Raw genomic sequence first — 19365 nt, 5'->3', positions numbered from 1 at the left:
CGGCTCCACGTGGTGCTCAACAGAAAGCATAGGTGACATGTCACGCAATGCCAACCGCGGCGCGCCGGTGCCCGAGGGCGGGTGGCTCGACGGCGACCAGCAGCGGGCCTGGCTGGCGTACATCCGGGTGCAGCTGCGGCTGACCTACGAAATGAATCGCCAGCTCCAGTCCGACAGCGATCTGTCCCTGCCGGACTACGACGTCCTGACGGCCCTGAGCGTCGCCGACGGCGGCCTGATGCCGATCACGGTGCTGGCCGCGCAGATCGGCTGGGAGCGCAGCCGGGTCTCGCACCACGTGCGGCGGATGGCCGACCGGGACCTGGTGAACTGCGGTCCGTCCGCGAACGACCGGCGCGTGACCGAGGTGAGCCTGACCCGACACGGCCGCGAAGTGCTCGAAGCCGCGGCGGTGGGACACGTGGACCTGGTGCGCCGCCTGTTCTTCGACGGCTTGCCGCGCGAGCTGGTCGAGCCGCTCAGCCAGGCACTGGAGAGCGTCTACGCGAACATCATCGCGCACGGCACGCTGCCGGCACCGGTGGACTGGCCGCCGCCCCAGGAGGAGTGACCGGGCCGGTCACCCCAACCGGCCCGGCATCCCCTCCGCAGTCGGGAACGTCAGACGAGATCGCCAGGCATAGCGTCAGGCAAAAACGTCAGACAAGAACGTCAGGCGAAGCGGGCCCGCAGCCACTCGGCCATCAGGTCGACCACCTCCGGAAGCTTGGAGGCGGCGCAGTGCCCGGTGCCCGGGATCAGATGGACCTCGGTGTCCCGGCGGCCTTCGAACACGAGGGTGTCCGCCTGGACCACGTGCACGTCGTCGGCGCCGTTCACCACCAGCATCGGGCAGTTCTCGTCGCGGGACAGCAGGTCGGAGCGCTCGAAGGGCCTGACCGCCGCCATCAGCTCGTCCAGGGTCGGGATCGCGTCGAAGCCGAAGGCGTTGCCGGCGATGTCGCGCATACCGAACATGAGGTGCTCGAAGTTGGCCGGGGTGAACGAGCCGACCATCGGTCCGCCCAGGTCGATCGCGGCGTCGACCACGCCGCGCAGCCCCGAGGCGCCCGACAGGTTGGCGCCGAACGAGAACCCCGCGTGCGCGACGCGGCCGTCGCCCAATGCGCGGGCCACGGCGATGAGGCCGTCGATCACGTCCACCGCGTGCTCGTCCAGCCGGGCGCTTGTCTCACCGGTGCCCGGGTGGTCGAACGCCACCACCGTCACGTCCGCCGTCCGGGCGAAGGCCACCGCCAGGACGTGCAGGTCCACCTTCCAGCTGTCCAGACCGCCGCTGAGGATCACCACCGGCCGCGCGGACGGGTCCGCAGTCGCGGACAAGATGTGCACCGGCACCGGGGTCGTGCCGCCGAGGTAGGGGATGTCCAGCACGCGGCGCTCGAAGGCGACGGGGAACGTCGGCGCGGCCTTCACGTACTGCTCGATCTGCCGGGTCATGGCCTCCCGCTTCGCCTCGTCGGCCAGCGTCGGGAACCGCGCCACGCCATAGGCCAGGGCGGACTGATAGTGCTCGCCGGCCTCGGCATAGCGGGCCGCCAGCGCGGAGAACTCGTACGTCCAGCCTCCCGGCCGATCCGACCAGACATCGGTGACCCGGCTCATCGCCTCGTCCAGATCGGCGGCGGGCAGACCCTGGTTGATGAACTGGGGACGCCGCTCGCCGTAGAGGGCGGCGGCGTCCACCGGGAATTCGTAACTCATGCGGATCCCTACTCGGTGACTGGCGCCGGCCGGTATCGGAGGGCGCTCGCCACCAGGGTCGCGGCAGTCGATACCTTCACGGTCCCGACTCGATACCCGTCGGATCAGCACCGCACCAACGGCAGCTCAACGTCCTGTTGGATGCCCATCGCCGCGTAGTGCCTGGCGGCTTCAGCGCGATGCGCACGAGCCTCCGCGGCCCGTCCGAGACCGTCCTCAGCAGCGGCCATACCGTGCAAGGACAACGCGACACCCCGGCGAAACTCCACCTCCACGGCGCGAGCGTGGGCGTCCCGGTGATCGCGCAGCGCGGACTCGTACCGGCCTCGATCGCACTCGGCGGCCCCGAGCATACTCAGCATCCTGATGGCGGCGAAGGGCTCGACGGGTCCGCGCAGACACTCGCGGGCGCGGCCGAACCACAGGCTCGCCTGTGGTTCGGCCCCGAGCAGGTGATGCACATGCCCCAAAGCCGTCATGACGATCGGCCGGTCCGACTCCGCTCCGGTACGGTCCACGACCGCATAGGCCTCGGCAAAGCGGTCGCGCGCCGTCTCCCAGCGGCCCAGCGCGATCTCGGCGTTGCCGATGTCGAGCAGGGCCAGGGCCATATGAGGATGGGTCCCCGTACCTTCATAGATCCGCAGCGCCTCCACCGCGCTGGCCAGGCTGCCCTCGTGGTCGCCGATCGCGTGCTGGGCCGAGGCGAGGTTGACCAGCGTCAGGGCGGACATCGCGGCGCTGTCGCAGCTGCGGAAGACTTGTACGGCCCGCGTCAGCATCCAGATGGCCTGCGGGTAGTCGCCGAGGGTGCTGACGAAGCATCCGAGAGTGGACAGCCGTTGGGCCAGGGCAACAGGCGTTCCCTCCTTCTCCGCCAGGGCGAGTGCTTCTTCGGCCATAACCCGTCCGGCCCTGGCGAGCCCGACGGACCAGTAGGCGGCCGCCGTCTGGCTGAGTGCGGCGCACAGCAGTCCCGGATCGTCGGACCGGCGGATCACGGCCAGCAGGGACTCGCAGTGCCGGGCCCATGCGGCGCGCTCAGGTCGGCGGGTGAGCCGGTTGCGGCCGATCGCGGAGAACAAGGCCACGGCCTCGCGCCCCAGCCCGCACTCACCGGCCCGCAGCGCCGTCGCCGTCGCATTGTCCTGTTCGAGCTCCAACCACGCCGACGCCGCTTCCCCGCTCTCGAAGACCGGATGCGGGCCGTCGGCCGGCGTGCTGTCGAACGCGCAGCGCCCCGGAAACAACACACCGACGGCGGCTGTCGCCCACCGCAGGTAGTGGTCGGTCAGCCTGCCGACGGCGCCGGCGTCGCGATCTCCGTCCGGCGACGGCAGCGATCGCGCGAAGTCGCGCACCAGATCGTGGAAGACGTAGCGCCCGGCAACGTGCTGCTGCAGCAGGTTCACGTCCAGGAGGGCCTCCAGGCACCGCTCGGCCCGGTGAACAGGTGCGCCGAGCAGCGCGGCGGCTGCCCGGGCGTCCAGATCGCGGCCGGGGAACAGACCCAGCAAGCGGAACGACTCGCGGGCGTCGGCGTCCATCACCTCGTAGGACAGGCAGATGCTCGCCGCCACACTGCGCTGACCCGAGGCGAGCTCCGACAGCCGGCCGGGACCGTGGCTCAGGCGGTCGGCGAGGTAGCCCAGGTTCCACAGCGGCCGATCGGCCAGCCGCCGGGCCGCGATCCGCAGCGCCAGGGGCAGCCGTCCGCACTGCTCGACCAACGCGGCCAGCGCCTCCGGATCGGCGTCCGCACGGTCCCGGCCGACGACCCGCGCCACCAGATCCTTGCTGTCGTGCTCGGTCAACGCGCCGAGCGGCAGGACCCGGGCCCCGTCCACGGCAGCCAGCCGGACCCGGCTCGTGGCGAGGACGAGGCAGCCGGGCGAGGCCGGAAGCAGAGGCCGCAGTTGCTCGGCGTCCGCGGCGTTGTCCAGCAGTAGCAGAATCCTGCGATCGGCCGTGGTGATGCGCCACAAGGCGGTGCGGGCGGCCAGGTCGCCCGGGATGTCGGAGACCGGGACGGCCAGACCCCGCAGGAGGACGGCCAGCGAGCCGCCGACGTCGAGCGGCTCGCGGCCGGCGGTGAAGCCGCCGAGGTCGAGGTAGAGCTGGCCGTCCGGGTACCGCTCGGCGAGGCGGTGCGCGGCGTGCACGGCCAAGGTGGTCTTCCCGGAGCCGCCCATCCCCTCGATCAGGATGATCCGCACGTGCTCGCCGTCCCGGTGGTCCTGGGTCAGCTCGCGGAGTTCGGCGACCCGGCCCACGAAATCGGGAAGGTCGTACGGCAGCGAGCAGGGAGCGGAGCGACGGGGGTGGCCGGCAGAGACGTCCGGCGCGTTGCGAAGCATGTCCGTGTGCAGCCTGCGCAGTTCCGGCCCCGGGTCCACGCCGAGCTCCTCGGCCAACACCGAGCGGACGCGTTCGTACTCCTGGAGGGCTTCGACCTGCCGGCCCCCGCGATACAGCGCGGTCATCAGCTGCCCGCGCAGCCGCTCCCGGAGCGGGTGCAGTCCGACCAGTTGCCGCACCTCGCCGACGAGCTCGGACCCGGCACCCAGCGCCAGCCGCGCCGCCAGCAAGTCCTCCACGGCCGTCAGCCGTTGTTCCTCCAAGCCCGCGGCCCACGCCTCGATCACAGCCCCCTGAGCGGAAATCGGTCCCCGCCACAATCCCAACGCCTCGCGCAGCAGCTCCGCGGCCTCCTTCGGGCGCGCAGTCCGCGCCCGATCGACGAGCGCGGCGAAGCGGATCGCATCCACCTGCGCGTCCGCCGTCACCAGCTGATAACCCGAGCCAACCGTCCGCAGCACCCCGGCGCCGTCAGGGATCCGACGACGCAGCGCGGCGATCATCTTCCGGATCTGATGGACAGCCGTGGCGGGCGGACGTTCGTCCCAGACCTCACGAACGAGGTCAGGCATCGGCACAGGCCTCCCGGCCGCCGAGACCAGAAGGACCACAAGCCGCTCCTGCGTCGGCCCGCCCAACGGCACCGGCACCCCGTCCCACCGGCATTCGAGCGCCCCGAGTACCCCGAATGACAACCCTCGCTCACCGAACATCGCAGCCCCCTCCGTGATCACCGGCACCACGACGATACTGAGAGGTGCCGACGGTGCAGGAGATGAGGAGATGGCGTCATGAAGTTGGTCGGACTGCTCGGCGGGATGAGCTGGGAATCCACGCTCACCTACTACCAGGGCCTCAACCGCGGGGTTCGCGAGCGCCTGGGTGGTCTGCACTCGGCACGGTGTCTGGTCGCGTCCGTCGACTTCGCCGAAGTGGAGCGGATGCAGGAGCGCGGGGCCTGGGACGAGGCGGGCGCCTATCTCGCGTCCTGGGCTCGGCGCCTGGAAGCCGGCGGGGCCGAGTGCCTGGTGTTGTGCACGAACACCATGCATCGCGTCATCGACGACATCAGCGCGGCGGTCACCATTCCGATCCTGCACATCGCCGAGGGCACCGCCGACGCGTTGCTTGCGGACGACGTCCGCACGGTCGGACTGCTCGGTACCCGCTACACCATGGAGCAGGACTTCTACCGATCGATCCTGGAACGTCGGGGCCTGACCGTGGTCACGCCCGATGAGCCCGGCCGCACCCTCGTGCACAACGTCATCTACGACGAGCTCTGCCTGGGCAAAGTCCTCGACCACTCACGACAGGCCTACATCTCGGTGGTCGAGTCGCTGAAACAGAACGGCGCGCAAGCCGTCATCCTCGGCTGCACCGAAATCGGGCTGCTCCTCGACCGGGAAACCAGTCCACTTCCGGTGTACGACACGACCCTGCTCCACATCGAGGCAGCGCTGGACTGGGCCCTGAAACCCGCATAACCGGAAGTCGCCTCTAGCCGATGCGTCCATCGGCCAGAGGCGACGTGCTTCACCCCATCCGAGCAGCCCGGAGCTGGTCCAGCAATCGCTCGCGTATCGCCGTGCCGGCTTCGGCGCCGAGCGCGTGCAGAGCGGCACCGGCCACCGGCGCGTCGGTCACGACCCGCAGTTCAGCTCTCGACCGCTGCGCGAACCCTTCGGTGATCCGTCCCAGGAGGTAGGGATCCGCGGCGCCGAGGACGCCGCCGCCGAGAATGACCGGTGTCGGTGTCTGCTCCAGACCTAGCCGGCGCAACGCGGCCAGTCCCAGGGCGCAGACCTCGTCGGCCTGGCGGTCCACGACGGATCGCGCGACCGGATCGTCGGTCAGCGCGAACACCATGGGAGTCAGGGTCCGCAGTTCCCCCTCGGCGAGTTCCCCGGTGTGAATCGCCAAGGTCACGTCCAGTGCCGTGCGCAGCCCGAAGTGGCCGGCGACCGCCGCGGTCAGTGCCGTCCGCGGGCCGCGGCCGTCTTCGCCGCGCACCGCGTGCCACAGCATCTCGGTGCCGATGTCCTGGCCGCCGCCCCAGTCCCCGGACAGCGCGCCGAGCGCCGGGAACCGCGCCACCGAACCGTCGGGCCCGATGCCGACGCAGTTGATCCCGGTTCCGCAGACCACTGCGACGCCGGTACCGCTCGGCGACCCGGCGTGCAGGAGGGCGAACGTGTCGTTGGCGACGTGGACACGCCGGGCCCAGCCCCGCTCGACGAAAGCCGCCTGAAGCGCCGTCTCCTCGCTCGGAAGATCGGCACCGGCCACGAACGCGGACAGGCCGTCGACGTGCCCGGCCTGCCCGGCCTGCCCGGCCTGACCGACCGACGCCGTCACCCGCGCGACCACCGTTTCGAGGGCGTCGAGCGCCGCTCGGACTCCGGTGACCTGCGGCCGGAAGGGGCCGCCGCGAGCCCGGGCGTGGACCGTTCCGGTGAGAAGGTCGCCGAGGACGACATCGGTCTTGCTGTTGCCGCCGTCCACGGCGAGAAAGAGCTCGTTCACGACGCGGCCCAGGGCAGGTACCGCCGGTTCACCGAGATCAGCTCGGCGGCCAGCTTCTGCGCCGGCTCGGTCTGCCCGATCAGCGGATGCGCTATCAGGGCGTCCTCGACCCGACCGGCGCCTCCGCGCAGGGCGGCCTGAAGCGCGAGCTCTTCGTACGCCGCGACGTGAGCGATAAGTCCCGCCTGCAACGGCGCGACCGGTGCCGTAGGCAGCGGGTGCACACCGGTGGCGTCGACGCGGCACGGCACCTCGATGACGGCATCGGCAGACAGGAACGGCAGGGTGTCGCCGTTACGCACGTTGGCGACCTGGACGGTGCCGCGGTCGCCGTCGTCACCGCCGCCCTCGCCAAGAAGCCCGGCGACCAACGCGATCGCAGCCTCGGAGTAGTAGGCGCCGCCACGCTTCGCCAACAGCGGCGGCTTCACATCCAGCCCCGGATCCGCGTACATCGCCAACAGCTCCCGTTCCAACTCAGCCACCTGCTCGGCCCGCGACTGCTGGGCCGACTGCTCGGCGACCACGGCGTCGTGCGCGTAGAAGAACCGCAGGTAGTACGACGGAATCACCCCGTGCCGCCGCATCACCTCGACCGGGATCTGCACGCGCGCGGCCAGCGCCTCGCTGTGCTCGGCGAAGATCTGCGGCAGTACGTCCACACCGTTGATCCGCACCCCGCGCTCCCACGTCAGGTGGTTGAGCCCGACGTGGTCGAGCTGGACCTGCTCGGGATCGACGTCGAAGTACTCGCCGAACAGGTGCTGGAAGCCCTTGGCGACGTTGCACAGCCCGACCGCCTTGTGTCCGGCGTCCAGCAGGGCCCGGGTCACGATGCCGACCGGGTTGGTGAAGTCCACGATCCAGGCCTCGGGGGCGCGCTCGCGGATCCGGTCGGCGATGTCGAGGACCACCGGCACGGTGCGCAGCGCCTTGGCCAGCCCACCGGCCCCGGTAGTCTCCTGCCCGACGCATCCGCACATCAGCGGCACGGTTTCGTCGGTGTGCCGGGCGGCCTGACCGCCGACGCGCAGCTGGAGCAGCACCGCGGCCGCGCCGTCCAGGTGCTCGTCCAGATCGGTCCCGGTGACCAGCCGGCCGGGATGCCCCTGCTTGGCCAGGATCCGCGCCGAGACCCCGGCGACCAGGCGGAGGCGTTCGGCGTCGGGATCGATGAGCACCAGTTCGTCCACGGCCAGGGTGTCGCGCAGCCGGGCGAACCCGTCGACGAGTTCGGGGGTGTAGGTGGATCCGCCACCGACGACGACGATTTTCAACCCTTGACTCCTGTCAGTGTGACGCCTTCGATGAAGGCTTTCTGGGCGAAGAAGAACACGATGATCACCGGCGCCATGGCGATGACGGTCGCGGCCATGGTGAGGTTCCACTGGACGGCGTGCGCGGTCTTGAAGCCGGCCAGCCCGACCGCGAGCGTCCAGTGGTCCGGGTTCTCGCCGGTGTAGATGAGCGGTCCGTAGTAGTCGTTCCAGGCGTTGAAGAACGCGAACAGGCCGACCGCGACGACCGCGGGACGCATCATCGGCAGGACCACACGCAGCAGGACGCGCACTTCGCTGCATCCGTCGACGCGCGCCGCGTTCAGGTAATCCTCCGGGATCGTCAGCAGGAACTGGCGCAGCAGGAAGATGGAGAACGCGTCCCCGAACGCGCAGGGGATGACCAGCGGCCAGATCGTGCCGGTCAGGTGCAGGCGGGCCCACATGATGTACATCGGGACGACCAGCACCTGCGGCGGCAGCATCATCATCGTGATCACGGCGAGGAAGACGCCGTTGCGGGCCCGGAAACGGAACCGCGCGAGCGCGTAGGCGACGGGGATGCTGGAGACCAGCGTGCAGGCGGTCACCAGTCCGGCGTAGACGACGGTGTTGGTGATCCAGGTGGCGGTCGGGGCCTGGGAGAACACCTTGGTGTAGTTGGACCACTGCCAGTGCCTCGGCCACAGGTCGGAGGTCAGGGACTGCTGGTCGGTCATCACCGAGGTGAGCAGGATGAAGACGACGGGTCCGAGGAAGGCGACGGCCAGCCCGACCGCGATGGCGTGTTCGGCGATCCAGATCAGGACGCGACGGCGCCGGGACCGGCCGCGCGCGGCGCGGTGGGGCGAGGCGGCCGTCCGGGCGGACCTGTCGCGCGCTGTGGGCGCCAGGGTGGTCATTTCGCGGCCTCCTCGATGTCGAAACCGGATCCCCGGCGCAGCAGGACCACGGTGAACGCCATCGCCACCGCGAACATCACGACGGCCAGCGCGCAGGCATAGCCCATGTGGAACTGGTTGAACCCGGCGACATAGATCTGCTGGGAGAAGGTGAGCGTCGATCCGCCGGGGAACCCCGGCGAGGCCTGGATGTTCCCGTTGGCGGTCTGGGAGGCCACCATCGCCTGGGTGAAGTACTGCAAGGTGGCGATGACCGCGGTCACGGTCGCGAACAGCAGCACCGGCGAGATCGACGGCAGCGTCACGAAGCGGAACCGCTTCAGCGGACCGGCGCCGTCGAGGTGCGCGGCCTCGTAGAGCTCGGCGGGCACGTCGAGCAGCGCGGCCAGGAAGATGACCATCATGGTCCCGCTCCCCCACAGCGTGAGCAGCGTCAAGGCGGGCTTGGACCAGGTCGGCGAGTCGAACCACAGCGGCCCGTGCACGCCGAGCAGCCCCAGGGCCCGGTTCACCGGTCCGGTGGAGGGGTTGAACAGGCACACGAACGCGACGGTCGCCGCGACCGGCGGCGCGAGGGCCGGCAGGTAGAACACGGTCCGGAAGAGGCCCGCGCCGGCCTTGAGCCGGGCGGTCACCATGGCCACGCCGAGCGCGAACAGCACCTGCGTCGGGACCATGACCGCCATCAGCCAGCCGGTGTTGCGGACCGCCTGCCAGATCAGCGGGTCGTCGTGGAGCAGGTAGCGGTAGTTGCGCAAGCCCACGAAGTGCGGGGTGGAGATCATGTCGGAGTTCGTGAACGACAGCCAGAAGGTCATGACCAGCGGGTAGGCCAGGAAGACCCCGAAGCCGACGATCCACGGGGACAGGAACAGCAGGACCCGGATCCGCCGGCGCCGATGCTGGGCGCGCAGGGCCGGCGGGACGAGGAGGGACGGGGCGGGCCGCCGGCGGAACGTCCGGGCGGGCAGTATCGGTGTGCTCATGATGGGGGCCGGTCTCCGGTTCTCACTGGCTGAGCTTGAGCGCGGCGTCGTTCTGCTTGTCGATGTCGGCGAGCCCGGCCTTGAGGTCGGGAACCTTGCCGTTCTGCCACTTGTCGGCGAACGGGCCGAAGTTGGTCAGGTAGGCGCCACCGTTCGGGCTGGCCGGGGTGGTCGAGGTCTTCGGGTTCTTGAAGACCTCCAGGAACGTCGCGAAGTTCGGGTCCTTGGCCAGCGTGAAGTCCGGGGAGTCGAGCGCGGCCAGCGTCGTCGGGACGTTGCCGATGGCGTCGGCGAACGAGGCCACCGCGTCGGGGTCGGTGGTCAGGAACTTCACCAGCTTCCAGGCGGCGGCCGGATGCTTGGCGCCGCGCGGGATCCCGATGACGTTGCCGCCGACGAATCCGGATCCGTACAGGTCGGGCTTGTCGTCCGCGACCGGCATCGGCGCCGTGCCGTAGTCGACGTCCGACTTGTCGTTCTTGATGAACGCGGTGCGCCACTCGCCGTCCACCATCATCGCCAGCGCGCCGGTCTCGAAGGCGTTCTGCGCCGAGAACTCGTCGCCCATGCCGGCCTTGAACTTGGCCAGCTTGTCCGCACCGAACCAGTCGACCAGGTTCTTCTGCCAGGTCAGTGCGGAGACGAAGGCCGGGTCGGAGGCGGTGTTCGAGGTGCCGTCGGCCTTCAGCCAGCTGCCGCCCCAGCTGGGGAGCAGGTGCTCGGTGAGCATCTCGTAGGCCCCGAAATACGGCATGAAGCCCGCGGTCTTGATCGAGCCGTCCGGGTTGCGCACGGTCAGCTTCTTGGCGTCGTCGGCCAGTTCGGTCATCGTCTTGGGCGGTGCGGTGATCCCGGCGGCGGCGAACAGCTTCTTGTTGTAGTAGAGCCCGAAGGTGTCGGCCAGCCACGGCATCGTGCAGCGTTTGCCGGCGTAGGCGGTGTAGGACTGGACGGCCTGCGGGATCTGCGTCATGTCGACGTGGTCGGCGGCGATGTCCGGGCCGAGGTCCTGGAAGGCGCCGCTGGCGCACCACCCGCCGACGTTGTTCGCGTTGAACGAGGAGGCCACGTCCGGCGCGGTGCCGCCGCGGATCGCCTGGTTGATCTTGTCGTCGTCCTGGGCCTTGACCGCCTGCACGGTGATGTACGGGTACTTCTGGTGGAACTTGGCCAGGACCGCGTCGATGGAGGCGACCTCGTGCGGCGAGCTCAGACCGTGCCAGAAGGTGATGGTGACCGGCGTGGTGTCCTCGGCGCCGGTGTCGGCCTTGGCGGTGGAGCCGCCGCCGGCCGAACACGCGGCTGTCGTCCCGGTCAGTGCCAGGGCGAGGGCCGGGACGACGGCGGCGGCGGCCAGGCGGGCCCGGGTACTGTTCCGGGTGCTCGGCGAGCCTGCGGGTGTGCGGCGGTGCAGAAACATGGGGGCCTCCGACCCAGGGATGGGTGGAACAGAAGTGGTATGGATTCGGGTCATCTATGGCGGACCACGGCCACATCCAGGGCCGAAAACTTACCAACCATTGACCAGTGGGCTTATCGTGGGTCATTATTTGGTCAACGTCAAGGGTTCCGGATCACTAGTGGCGGAACGACGGACAGAGAGGGAACCGAGCACCGATGAACGTGGGCGAGAGCCGCTGGCAGAAACGCGAGCGCATCCGCGGACACCTGCTGGACCTGGTCGACGAGTACGGCCCGGGCCGGGCGATCCCCGGCGAGCGCCAGCTGAGCGACGAGCTCTCGGTGTCCCGCCCGACGCTGCGCTCGGTCGTCGACGACCTGGTCCGCGACGGCCTGCTGGTCAGGGAGCACGGTCGCGGAGTCTTCGTGGCCAAGGCCAAGGTGGCCCAGCGCCTGGGCGCCCCGGCCACCGCTCCCGGCCGACCGCTGGCCGTCGGCGGCGTGGACGGGGTCTGGACCAGCAGGATGGTGGACTTCCAAGCCGTCGCGGCCGGAGCCCGGATCAGCCGACGCCTGAACGTGTCGCCGGCCGAACCGGTCCTGCGCATCACCAGGCTGCGGCTGGCCGACGGGGACCCGATGTCGGTCGACACCCTGCACGTGCCGGCCGTCCTCGTGCCCGGACTGACTCCTCAGGACCTTGAGACCGGCTCGTTCTACCAGATCCTGGGACAGCGGTACGGGATCGGGCTGGCCACCGCCACGCAGATCATCGAACCGACCGTCGTCGACACCGCCGAAGCCGAACTGCTGGGAGTGCCGGTCCACACCCCGGCGCTGCTGTTCGAGCGGGCGACCGCCGACACCGAGGGCCGAGTCGTGGAGTTCACGCACTCGGTGTACCGCGGTGACCGCTACCGCATCGTGACGCAGCTGTCGCTGGCCGCCGACGACGACGGCAGCGGCGGCCGGGTGCTGGGCGGCTCCTGGTCGACGGCCTCGGCCGTCCCCGGCGCCGACACGCTGGTCCTGGACTCCTACTGGTCCGGCTGAGCAGTCGGCGCGGCGGTCAGCGCGGCGGTCCGCGCACCCGCAGGCACAACAGGCACCACCGGAACCACCGCCACGCCCCGCGCGGACCACCCGGTCCGCGTGGTGATCAGTCACGCTTTCCGGAGGACACATGCTTCGCCGAACAAGACCGCTCACCATCCTGACCGCCTGTGCGGCGGCGGGAATCGTCGCGACGACCGTGCCCGCCATGGCGGCCGTCTCCAAGCCGAAGCCCGCCGCGCCGACCGCCGGCGTGCAGTTGCAGACCTGGCTGTATCCCGGCTCCCCCGGCGACTCCACCTGCTCGGCGCCGCAGGAGTACGCCGACAACCGCGTCCTGAACGGCGCGCTCAAGCCTGAGTACTGGTCCGTGCAGTCGAACGGCTCGGTCAAGCTGGAGACCGCGGCCTCAGGGCTGTGCAACGCCTACAGCGCGGCGAACGTCGCCAGTGTGAAGGCTCACTCGGCGTATCAGTACCCGACCATCTCGGGGATGACGACCGCCGACGTCCACGCGCTGGTCAGCAGCTCCGGCAACCGGTCCAAGGCCGTCTCGCAGCTCACTTCGCTGATCGTCGGCAACGGCCTGTCCGGCGTCGACGTGGACCTGGAGGACTACTGGTCCTGGTCGCCGGCGGACTTCACGAACTACAAGAAGTTCCTGACCCAGCTCGCGACCTCGTTGCACGCCCACGGCAAGCGGCTGCAGGTAGACGCCCCGGCAATGACCGCCGACGCCACGTTCTACGACTACGCGCAGGTCTCGGCGACCGGCGTCGACGAGCTCGTGATCATGGCCTACGACGAGGAGTTCGACACCCAGCCCGGCGCCCGCTGCCTGCCGATCACGCCGTACGGCTGGCTCAAGCAGGTCACCACCTACGCCCAGAGCAAAGTCCCGGACCACTCCCGGTTGGTCATCGGGCTCCCGTCCTACGGCTACCACGCCCTGGACCCCTGCGACCTGAACGCGGTCACCGGCAACGTCCAGTTCAGCGACATGAAGAGCAGCCCCGGCTTCTCCTCCGGCCCCGCCGTCATCGCCGCACGCCGCGACCCCTCCTCGGGCGAGATCCGCTGGACCTCCGGCGGGGTCCTCTACGACTACGTCGACAGCGCTTCCCTGACCGCCAAGCTGAAAGTCCTCACCGATCTGGGCGTCACCAAGGTCTCGGTGTGGTCGCTCGGCGGCGGCAACCCCTGGTTCCTCCCCGCTGCCAAAGCCTCCTCGTCCGCCTCCGCCGTCACCGGCCTGCCGGTGGTCGGCTATCAGGAAGAGGGCGACGCCACCTCGCTCATCGACGCCAGTGCCGGCGCCCTCGGCTCCGTCGGCGCCGACGGTGTCAACATCACCGCCGACGGGACAAGCGTCGGTCAACCCAGCAGTGCCGCACAGAACCAGCTGGCCGCCGCACACGCCGACGGCCTCCCAGCCGAGTTCCTGGCCGGCAACTTCAGCCAGAGCATCGGGGACTTCGACGAGCAGGCCGCCTACAACCTGCTGAGCAACCAGACCAACATCGACACCGTGGTCGCCACCCTCACCAACGCGGTCACCTCCCAGGGCTGGGACGGCGTCACCATCGACATGGAGTCCCTGCAGGCCCGGGACACCGCAGGGCTCACGGCCTTCATGACCGCGCTGAAGCAGGCGCTGCCGGCCGGCAAGACCGTCAGCCTGGACCTGATGAACGGCCAGAGCGCGGACGAATACGCAGCCCTCGGATACGACCTGCCGGCCCTCGGCCAGGTCGTCGACCACCTGGTGCTGATGGCCTACGACCAGCACACCCAGGCCTCGGACCCCGGCCCGGTCGGCTCGCTGTCCTGGCAGCAGCAGGGCCTGGACGCACTCGTCAGCCAGGTCCCGGCCGCCAAGGTGGACCTGGGCGTCGCAGGATACGGCTACTCCTGGCCGGCCGGCGGCGCCGCGACCCAGGTCAGCGACCAGGCCGCGCGCGACCTCGTCGCCGCCGACGGCGCCACCGCCCAATTCGACGACGCCGCCGGGGAGTGGACCGCGACGCTGTCCGACGGCACCGTCCTTTGGTGGTCCGACGCCCGATCCTTCGCTCTGCGCCGCACCATGGCCGCGAACGAGCAGATCCACGGCCTCGCGGTCTGGGACCTCGCACTCTCGGACCAGATCCAGCCGTAGCACCTTCCCGGTCGCGAGGACTGGAGCCGCCGTGCGGGTGCTCGTGGCGGAAGACGATCCCGGACTCGCGCCGCTGATCGTCGACGGTCTGCGCGCGGCCGGCTGCGTGGTCGATCTCGCGGAACGGCTCGCGGACACACGGCCCTGGTGCTGATGCTCACCTCCTTCAGCACCGTCGAAGACCGAGTGTCAGGCTTCGAAAACGGAGCCGACGACTACCTCGTCAAACCGTTCGCCATGGCTGAGCTGACCGCGCGGGTACAGGCCCGGTGCCGACGCGGTCAGCCTCCCAGCGACTCGAACTCCTTCACGAGGCCGTTCTGCACCCCGTCGTTGCTACGGAAGTCGGGCCGTCCGGAGCATTGGGGCCACGGGATCGTTCGAAATCGTAGGATCTCCACATGGCCTACTCGACTGCCGCGCGTGCCAGAAGCACGATCGAGCAGTTGGCGGGGGCGAGCGTGTCCGGTGTCGAGTTCCAATGGTCCGTTGTGGACGCGCTGCGCCGGATCGTCGGCTTCGGCTCGATGTGCTGGACCAGCGTCGATCCCGCTACGTGGCTCCCGTCCTGGGCTATTTCGGACAATCCGGTGGTCGGGCGGCACCAGCGGTTGCTGCACCGGTCGTGGCCCACGTCGCGCGACCTCACGACGCTGGCCGAACGCGGGTTCACCGCGACGAGCGTGAGTACCGGCGGCGACCTGGCCCGCGATCGGTACTGGTCGGAGATCGCCGGTCCCGCCGGGCTGGGCGACAGCCTGTCTCTCGCGCTCACCGCCGGGGGTGCCTGCTGGGGCATGCTCCACCTCTACCGCGAGCGCTCTGATCCGCATTTCACGGCGGAGGACGCCTTCGCCGTGGGACAGAGTGTCCCGGTCTTGGCGCACAGGCTGCGCCGCGCCGCGCTCGAACCCGCCGGCGCACCCCCGAGCGGTGACGAGCTGGGCACGATCGTGTTCGACCACGACCGCCGTCTCATCGCGTCCACGCCGGCCGCGGACCGCTGGCTCTCGCGGCTGCCCCGCCCGGTTCCGGGCGGCGACCCCCTTCCCGGCTTCCTCTACGCCCTGCTCGAACGGGTCACGCCCGGCGACCTCGAACGCGCCACGCCGGATCGCCGGTCACCTCGACTGCGCATCCGCGCGACAGACGGCACCTGGCTGCTGCTGCGTGCCGCCCCGCTGTCGCAGTCGCCGGCCTTGGGGCCCGGGGCCGTCACGGTCACGATCGAGCCGGCTCGTCGAGGCGATCTCCAGCACCTGATCATGCGCGCTCACCGGCTCTCCGACCGGGAGCGCGAGGTCGCCGCCCTGGTCGTGACCGGGCTGACGAACCCGGACATCGCCGAGGCCCTGTTCATCACCCGCTACACGGTGGCGGACCATCTCAAGGCGATCTACGGCAAGGTCGGCGTCTCGTCACGCGGGGCGCTCGCCGCCGCGCTGTCCGGCGCTGCCGACGATCCCACACCTTAGGGATACCCCCGCGATCCTGCGCCCGGCATGGTGGCTTCCATGGCGGAAGGTACGCGGCAGCGGCCGGTAGCTCGCCCTTGTCCGGGCAAGGATCTTGCCCGGTTCGCCCGTATCTCAGAACTCATATTTCAGAACACGTATCTCAGAATTCGACAGCCACAGAACAGGTAGTGAGTGGTTCTTATGCGTATCCTCTTCAGCGCTGTTCCCGTCGCCGGGCACGTGCTGCCTCTGACGCCGATGGCCGCCGCGGCCGCCGCCGACGGTCACGAGGTCGTCATCCTGACGTCCGGTGACCTCAAAGGGCTGCTGGCACCGTTCGAGGTGCTGGCCGCCGGGCCGTCCATGGAGGTCAATGCCGCGGAGACGGTCAAGCGGCTCGGCAGGCGCTGGGCCGGAGTGGGGCCCGAGGCGGCGGAGATGTTCGCCGGCACCCGCGTCGACCTGACCTTCGACGAGGCGTGCATGCGCGCCGACGAGTTCGGCCCCGGACTCATCGTCTGTGACGCGCTGGACTACGTCGGCCCCGCGGTCGCGGCCAGGCTGAAGGTACCGTGGGCGGTCCACGGAATCGCCGGCGGCATGCCTCCCCAGTTTGCGCAGGCCCTCGACGAGCGGTGGGCGTCCCAGCTCGCACAGCGCGGGCTGACCGGGACCCGCCGGCTGGCGTACGTCGATCCGTATCCGGACCTGCTGCACGGCGACGGCGCGCCGCTGGCGCAGGACCGCGTGCCGGTCCGGATCACGCCGTACGACCGCGCCGACGCGGTCTACGAGTCCCCGGTGTTCGATCGGCCCGGTCTCCGGGTTCTGATCACGCTGGGCACGACGTTCCAGGACCGTGACATGGAACGGGAGTTCGTCCGGTCGGTGGCGAAGGCCGGCTTCAACGTCCTGGTCACCGGATCGGCGGACGATGAGACTGCCCAGGCACCGAACGTTCGTCATGTGGGATTCGTACCGCTGGCGCGCATCCTTCCCGAAGCGGACCTGGTGGTGTCGGCGGGCGGCACCGGGACCGTACTCAGCACGCTCGCTTCCGGATCGCCCATGGTGATCCGCCCGGTCGCCGCCGACCATCCCATCAACGCCGCCCGGGCCGAGAAGTTGGGCGCGGCCCGAGTCATCACCGACCCTGCCGACGCCGGAGCCGCAGCGCAGGAGGTGCTGGGCAACCCGGCCTTCCGGCAGGCAGCACAAGCAGTTCGGGAGCACAACCAGGCCCTGCCGTCCCCGGCGGAGGTCCTGCGCACTCTGGTGGCACTGAGCGAAGCGCGTTAAAAGGATGGGATCCGAGTCCGGGAATTAGCCTGTTTCTGAAGGTATGAGATGCCGTCGATCGTCGCAGTGTCGAGGTGGTAGGCCGGTCGATCATCAGCGAGACTTTGCTATCCCTTGATGATCGCCATCAGCGCCGCAGTGAAGGGTGCGGGGTCCAGATCACCGCGGATGGCAAGCTGCTGGCTGTAGCTGCTGCAGAGGGCCACGAACGCTTCGGCGATCTGTTCGGCATCCTCGCGGCGGCGGTCGGGGATCAACGCGGCGACTGCGGCCCGCCTTTCGGCGAGCTGTTGTTGGACGAGAGCTGCCAGCGGGGGTGAGACGGCCGCTTCGGCGTAGATCTGGGCTACCAGGCGGGCGTGGTCCTGCTCACGCGCCATCGTGCGCACGTGCTGGAGGAAGCCGTCGACAGTCTCGGCGGTCAGGGCCTGCGGGAGCGCTTCGGCTGCCTGTTCGCAGACGGCGATGACGATCTCGTCCTTGCTGGTGAAGTACCGGTAGATGGCTCCGTTGGAGAGCCCGGACTCGGTGACGATGTCGGCCATGGACGTGTGGGCGAAGCCGTGGGTGGCGAAGCGGGCGCGGGCGGCGTCGAGGATCTGCCGGCGACGGGCGTCGAGGTGTGCTTGGCTGACCTTGGGCATAAAAAGAGTGACCCCTCGTTTTTCTTGATACTGTCGTGGAGTCTACCTCGCAACACCGACTTTGAGGAGCCGCCATGCGCTATCAGACCTTCGGCCGACTGACCGGACTGCGAGTCTCGGAGTACGTGCTGGGGACGGCGAACTTCGCCACCTCGGACGCCGGCGCCGGTCCCGAGGGCTCACGGCAGATCTTCGAGGCCTTCGTCGGCGCGGGCGGCACCACGTTCGACACGTCCAACCTCTACCAGGACGGACAGGCCGAAACCGTGCTCGGCGGGCTGCTCGGCGGCCGACGCGACGACTTCGTGGTGATCACCAAGTACGGCGGGACCAGGCAGGCCGAGCCCCGTCCCGGCACCACCGGCAACGGCCGCAAGGTCATGATTCGTTCCCTGGAGGCGAGTTTGCGCCGTCTGGACACCGACTACGTGGACGTCTTCATGCCGCACTTTCCCGACGGAACGACCCCGGTCGAGGAGATCCTGGCCGCGTTCGACGACCTGATCCGATCCGGCAAGATCCGGCACGGCGGGCTGTCGAACTTCCCGGCCTGGCGGGTCGCCGGCGCCGCGATCCGGGCAGACCTGCGCGCTCAGGCTCCACTGGTCGGCATCCAGACCGAATACAGCCTGGCCGAACGATCCGCCGAGCGGGAACTGCTGCCCATGGCGCAGGCCCACGGCCTGGGCGTGGCCCTGTACTCCCCGCTGGCCGGAGGTCTGCTCACCGGCAAGTACCGACAGGGCGGACAGGGCAGGCTCACCGCTCGCGGCGACGTGATCGAGGCCACCGCACAGCGCACCGCCGTCGTCGACGCCGTCCTGGCGATAGCCGACGAGGTCGGCGCCAGCGCGCTTCAGGTCTCCCTGGCCTGGCTACGCCGCCGGACCGCTCTCGCGCAGACGGCGCTGATCCCGATCGTCGGCCCCCGCACCCTCACGCAGCTAGAGGACTACCTCGGGTCTCTCCACCTCGAGCTCGGCGACCAGCACTATCAACACCTGGACGAGATCAGCGCGGTACGCCTGGGAACCCCGCACGAGGATGTCGCGGCCGCGCTGAGCCGCGGCTTCGACGGCGACCGCACGCTGCTCGCACCTCCCCCTGTTCCCGTCATCTGACCATCGCTCGACTCATGCTTCGATTCTCCGGATCCATCCCACCCGCGATCTGAACCCGACCCGATGAGGAAATCGCCCTTGAGCACCTCGGCACTTCACCTTGGCGGCATCACCATCGAGGCTGCGGACCTCGGCGGTCGGCCGGAGGGCTACTGCCACGGGAGATGATCGACGCGATGCTGTACGTCAACGACAACGGCACGAAATGGCGGGCGCTGCCGGTGGAGTTCCCGGACTGGCTGGCGGCGTACCGGTTCTTCCGGCGCTGGCGCGACCAGGAGGACTCGCCGCAGGACGCCGAGCGGGCCATATGGCACGCGTATTCGTTCCCTGACTGAGACCTGGAGCCGCGGGCTGCTGCGCCGGCTAGAGAGTTCTCGGCTCGGGAGTTTCGCTGGGGTGCGCCACGCTGACATGCAGTAGCCGGCGCGCTATGTCGTCGTTGTGAGGTATGCGCA

Annotated in this window: 17 protein-coding genes; 9 read left to right on the top strand and 8 right to left on the bottom strand. The window is 69.7% G+C overall.

What is annotated here, in order from left to right; all coding sequences use genetic code 11:
• The first annotated feature begins 37 nt into the window (after positions 1 to 37).
• Positions 38 to 571, top strand: a complete 534-nt coding sequence (locus tag ABH920_RS48415) for a MarR family winged helix-turn-helix transcriptional regulator (protein WP_370356349.1) — start codon at positions 38 to 40, stop codon at positions 569 to 571.
• A 101-nt stretch (positions 572 to 672) separates the two neighbouring features.
• On the opposite strand, the gene ABH920_RS48410 is transcribed toward ABH920_RS48415, so the two are convergent.
• Both ABH920_RS48410 and ABH920_RS48405 read right to left on the bottom strand, forming a co-directional pair.
• Positions 673 to 1725, bottom strand: coding sequence for an alpha/beta hydrolase (locus tag ABH920_RS48410; RefSeq protein ID WP_370356347.1), 1053 nt, complete (start codon positions 1723 to 1725; stop codon positions 673 to 675).
• Between the two features lie 104 nt (positions 1726 to 1829).
• Positions 1830 to 4655 carry a BTAD domain-containing putative transcriptional regulator gene (locus tag ABH920_RS48405; protein WP_370356345.1) on the bottom strand — a complete coding sequence of 942 codons (2826 nt, stop codon included), beginning with the start codon at positions 4653 to 4655 and terminating at the stop codon, positions 1830 to 1832.
• A 219-nt stretch (positions 4656 to 4874) separates the two neighbouring features.
• Between ABH920_RS48405 and ABH920_RS48400 the strand changes: the two genes are divergently transcribed.
• On the top strand, positions 4875 to 5570 hold the full coding sequence (locus ABH920_RS48400) for an aspartate/glutamate racemase family protein (RefSeq protein ID WP_370356343.1): 696 nt from the start codon (positions 4875 to 4877) through the stop codon (positions 5568 to 5570).
• A gap of 49 nt (positions 5571 to 5619) precedes the next feature.
• Here the strand turns inward: ABH920_RS48400 and ABH920_RS48395 are convergent, their stop codons facing one another.
• From ABH920_RS48395 to ABH920_RS48375, 5 genes are read right to left on the bottom strand one after another with little or no spacing between them, the layout of a single operon-like run.
• Positions 5620 to 6609: an N-acetylglucosamine kinase gene (locus ABH920_RS48395; RefSeq protein ID WP_370356341.1), complete on the bottom strand. Its 990-nt coding sequence runs from the start codon at positions 6607 to 6609 to the stop codon at positions 5620 to 5622.
• A complete protein-coding gene (locus ABH920_RS48390; protein ID WP_370356339.1) occupies positions 6606 to 7886 on the bottom strand; it encodes a 6-phospho-beta-glucosidase in 1281 nt (426 codons plus the stop codon). Before ABH920_RS48390 ends, ABH920_RS48395 begins: the two co-directional genes overlap by 4 nt.
• Entirely contained in the window at positions 7883 to 8788 is a 906-nt protein-coding gene (locus ABH920_RS48385; protein WP_370356337.1) for a carbohydrate ABC transporter permease, read from the bottom strand. The genes ABH920_RS48390 and ABH920_RS48385 overlap by 4 nt, the downstream gene beginning before the upstream one ends.
• Entirely contained in the window at positions 8785 to 9774 is a 990-nt protein-coding gene (locus ABH920_RS48380) for a carbohydrate ABC transporter permease (protein ID WP_370356334.1), read from the bottom strand. Before ABH920_RS48380 ends, ABH920_RS48385 begins: the two co-directional genes overlap by 4 nt.
• Positions 9775 to 9796: 22 nt before the next feature.
• Positions 9797 to 11194, bottom strand: coding sequence for an ABC transporter substrate-binding protein (locus ABH920_RS48375; protein ID WP_370356332.1), 1398 nt, complete (start codon positions 11192 to 11194; stop codon positions 9797 to 9799).
• A gap of 197 nt (positions 11195 to 11391) precedes the next feature.
• Here ABH920_RS48375 and ABH920_RS48370 point away from each other — a divergent pair, with 197 nt between their 5' ends.
• From ABH920_RS48370 to ABH920_RS48350, 5 genes are all read left to right on the top strand, one after another.
• Positions 11392 to 12228, top strand: coding sequence for a GntR family transcriptional regulator (locus tag ABH920_RS48370; RefSeq protein ID WP_370356330.1), 837 nt, complete (start codon positions 11392 to 11394; stop codon positions 12226 to 12228).
• 130 nt (positions 12229 to 12358) lie between these two features.
• Complete coding sequence (locus ABH920_RS48365; protein ID WP_370356328.1) at positions 12359 to 14386, top strand: glycosyl hydrolase family 18 protein; 2028 nt, start codon at positions 12359 to 12361, stop codon at positions 14384 to 14386.
• 31 nt (positions 14387 to 14417) lie between these two features.
• Entirely contained in the window at positions 14418 to 14540 is a 123-nt protein-coding gene (locus tag ABH920_RS48360; RefSeq protein ID WP_370356326.1) for a hypothetical protein, read from the top strand.
• Between the two features lie 247 nt (positions 14541 to 14787).
• Complete coding sequence (locus ABH920_RS48355) at positions 14788 to 15861, top strand: LuxR C-terminal-related transcriptional regulator (RefSeq protein ID WP_370356324.1); 1074 nt, start codon at positions 14788 to 14790, stop codon at positions 15859 to 15861.
• A 183-nt stretch (positions 15862 to 16044) separates the two neighbouring features.
• A complete protein-coding gene (locus ABH920_RS48350; protein ID WP_370356322.1) occupies positions 16045 to 17142 on the top strand; it encodes a glycosyltransferase in 1098 nt (365 codons plus the stop codon).
• Positions 17143 to 17249: 107 nt separating this feature from the next.
• Here the strand turns inward: ABH920_RS48350 and ABH920_RS48345 are convergent, their stop codons facing one another.
• Entirely contained in the window at positions 17250 to 17786 is a 537-nt protein-coding gene (locus ABH920_RS48345) for a TetR/AcrR family transcriptional regulator (protein ID WP_370356320.1), read from the bottom strand.
• Between the two features lie 74 nt (positions 17787 to 17860).
• Between ABH920_RS48345 and ABH920_RS48340 the strand changes: the two genes are divergently transcribed.
• Together ABH920_RS48340 and ABH920_RS48335 are read left to right on the top strand one after the other, a co-directional pair.
• On the top strand, positions 17861 to 18907 hold the full coding sequence (locus ABH920_RS48340; protein ID WP_370356318.1) for an aldo/keto reductase: 1047 nt from the start codon (positions 17861 to 17863) through the stop codon (positions 18905 to 18907).
• 164 nt (positions 18908 to 19071) lie between these two features.
• Positions 19072 to 19245 carry a transposase gene (locus ABH920_RS48335; RefSeq protein WP_370356316.1) on the top strand — a complete coding sequence of 58 codons (174 nt, stop codon included), beginning with the start codon at positions 19072 to 19074 and terminating at the stop codon, positions 19243 to 19245.
• The last annotated feature ends 120 nt before the right edge of the window (positions 19246 to 19365 follow it).

The organism is Catenulispora sp. EB89 (genome assembly GCF_041261445.1).
Classification (GTDB): Bacteria; Actinomycetota; Actinomycetes; order Streptomycetales; family Catenulisporaceae; genus Catenulispora.
The sequence above is the reverse complement of the archived record's forward strand: the minus strand, read 5'-3'. Positions and strand labels throughout refer to the sequence as shown.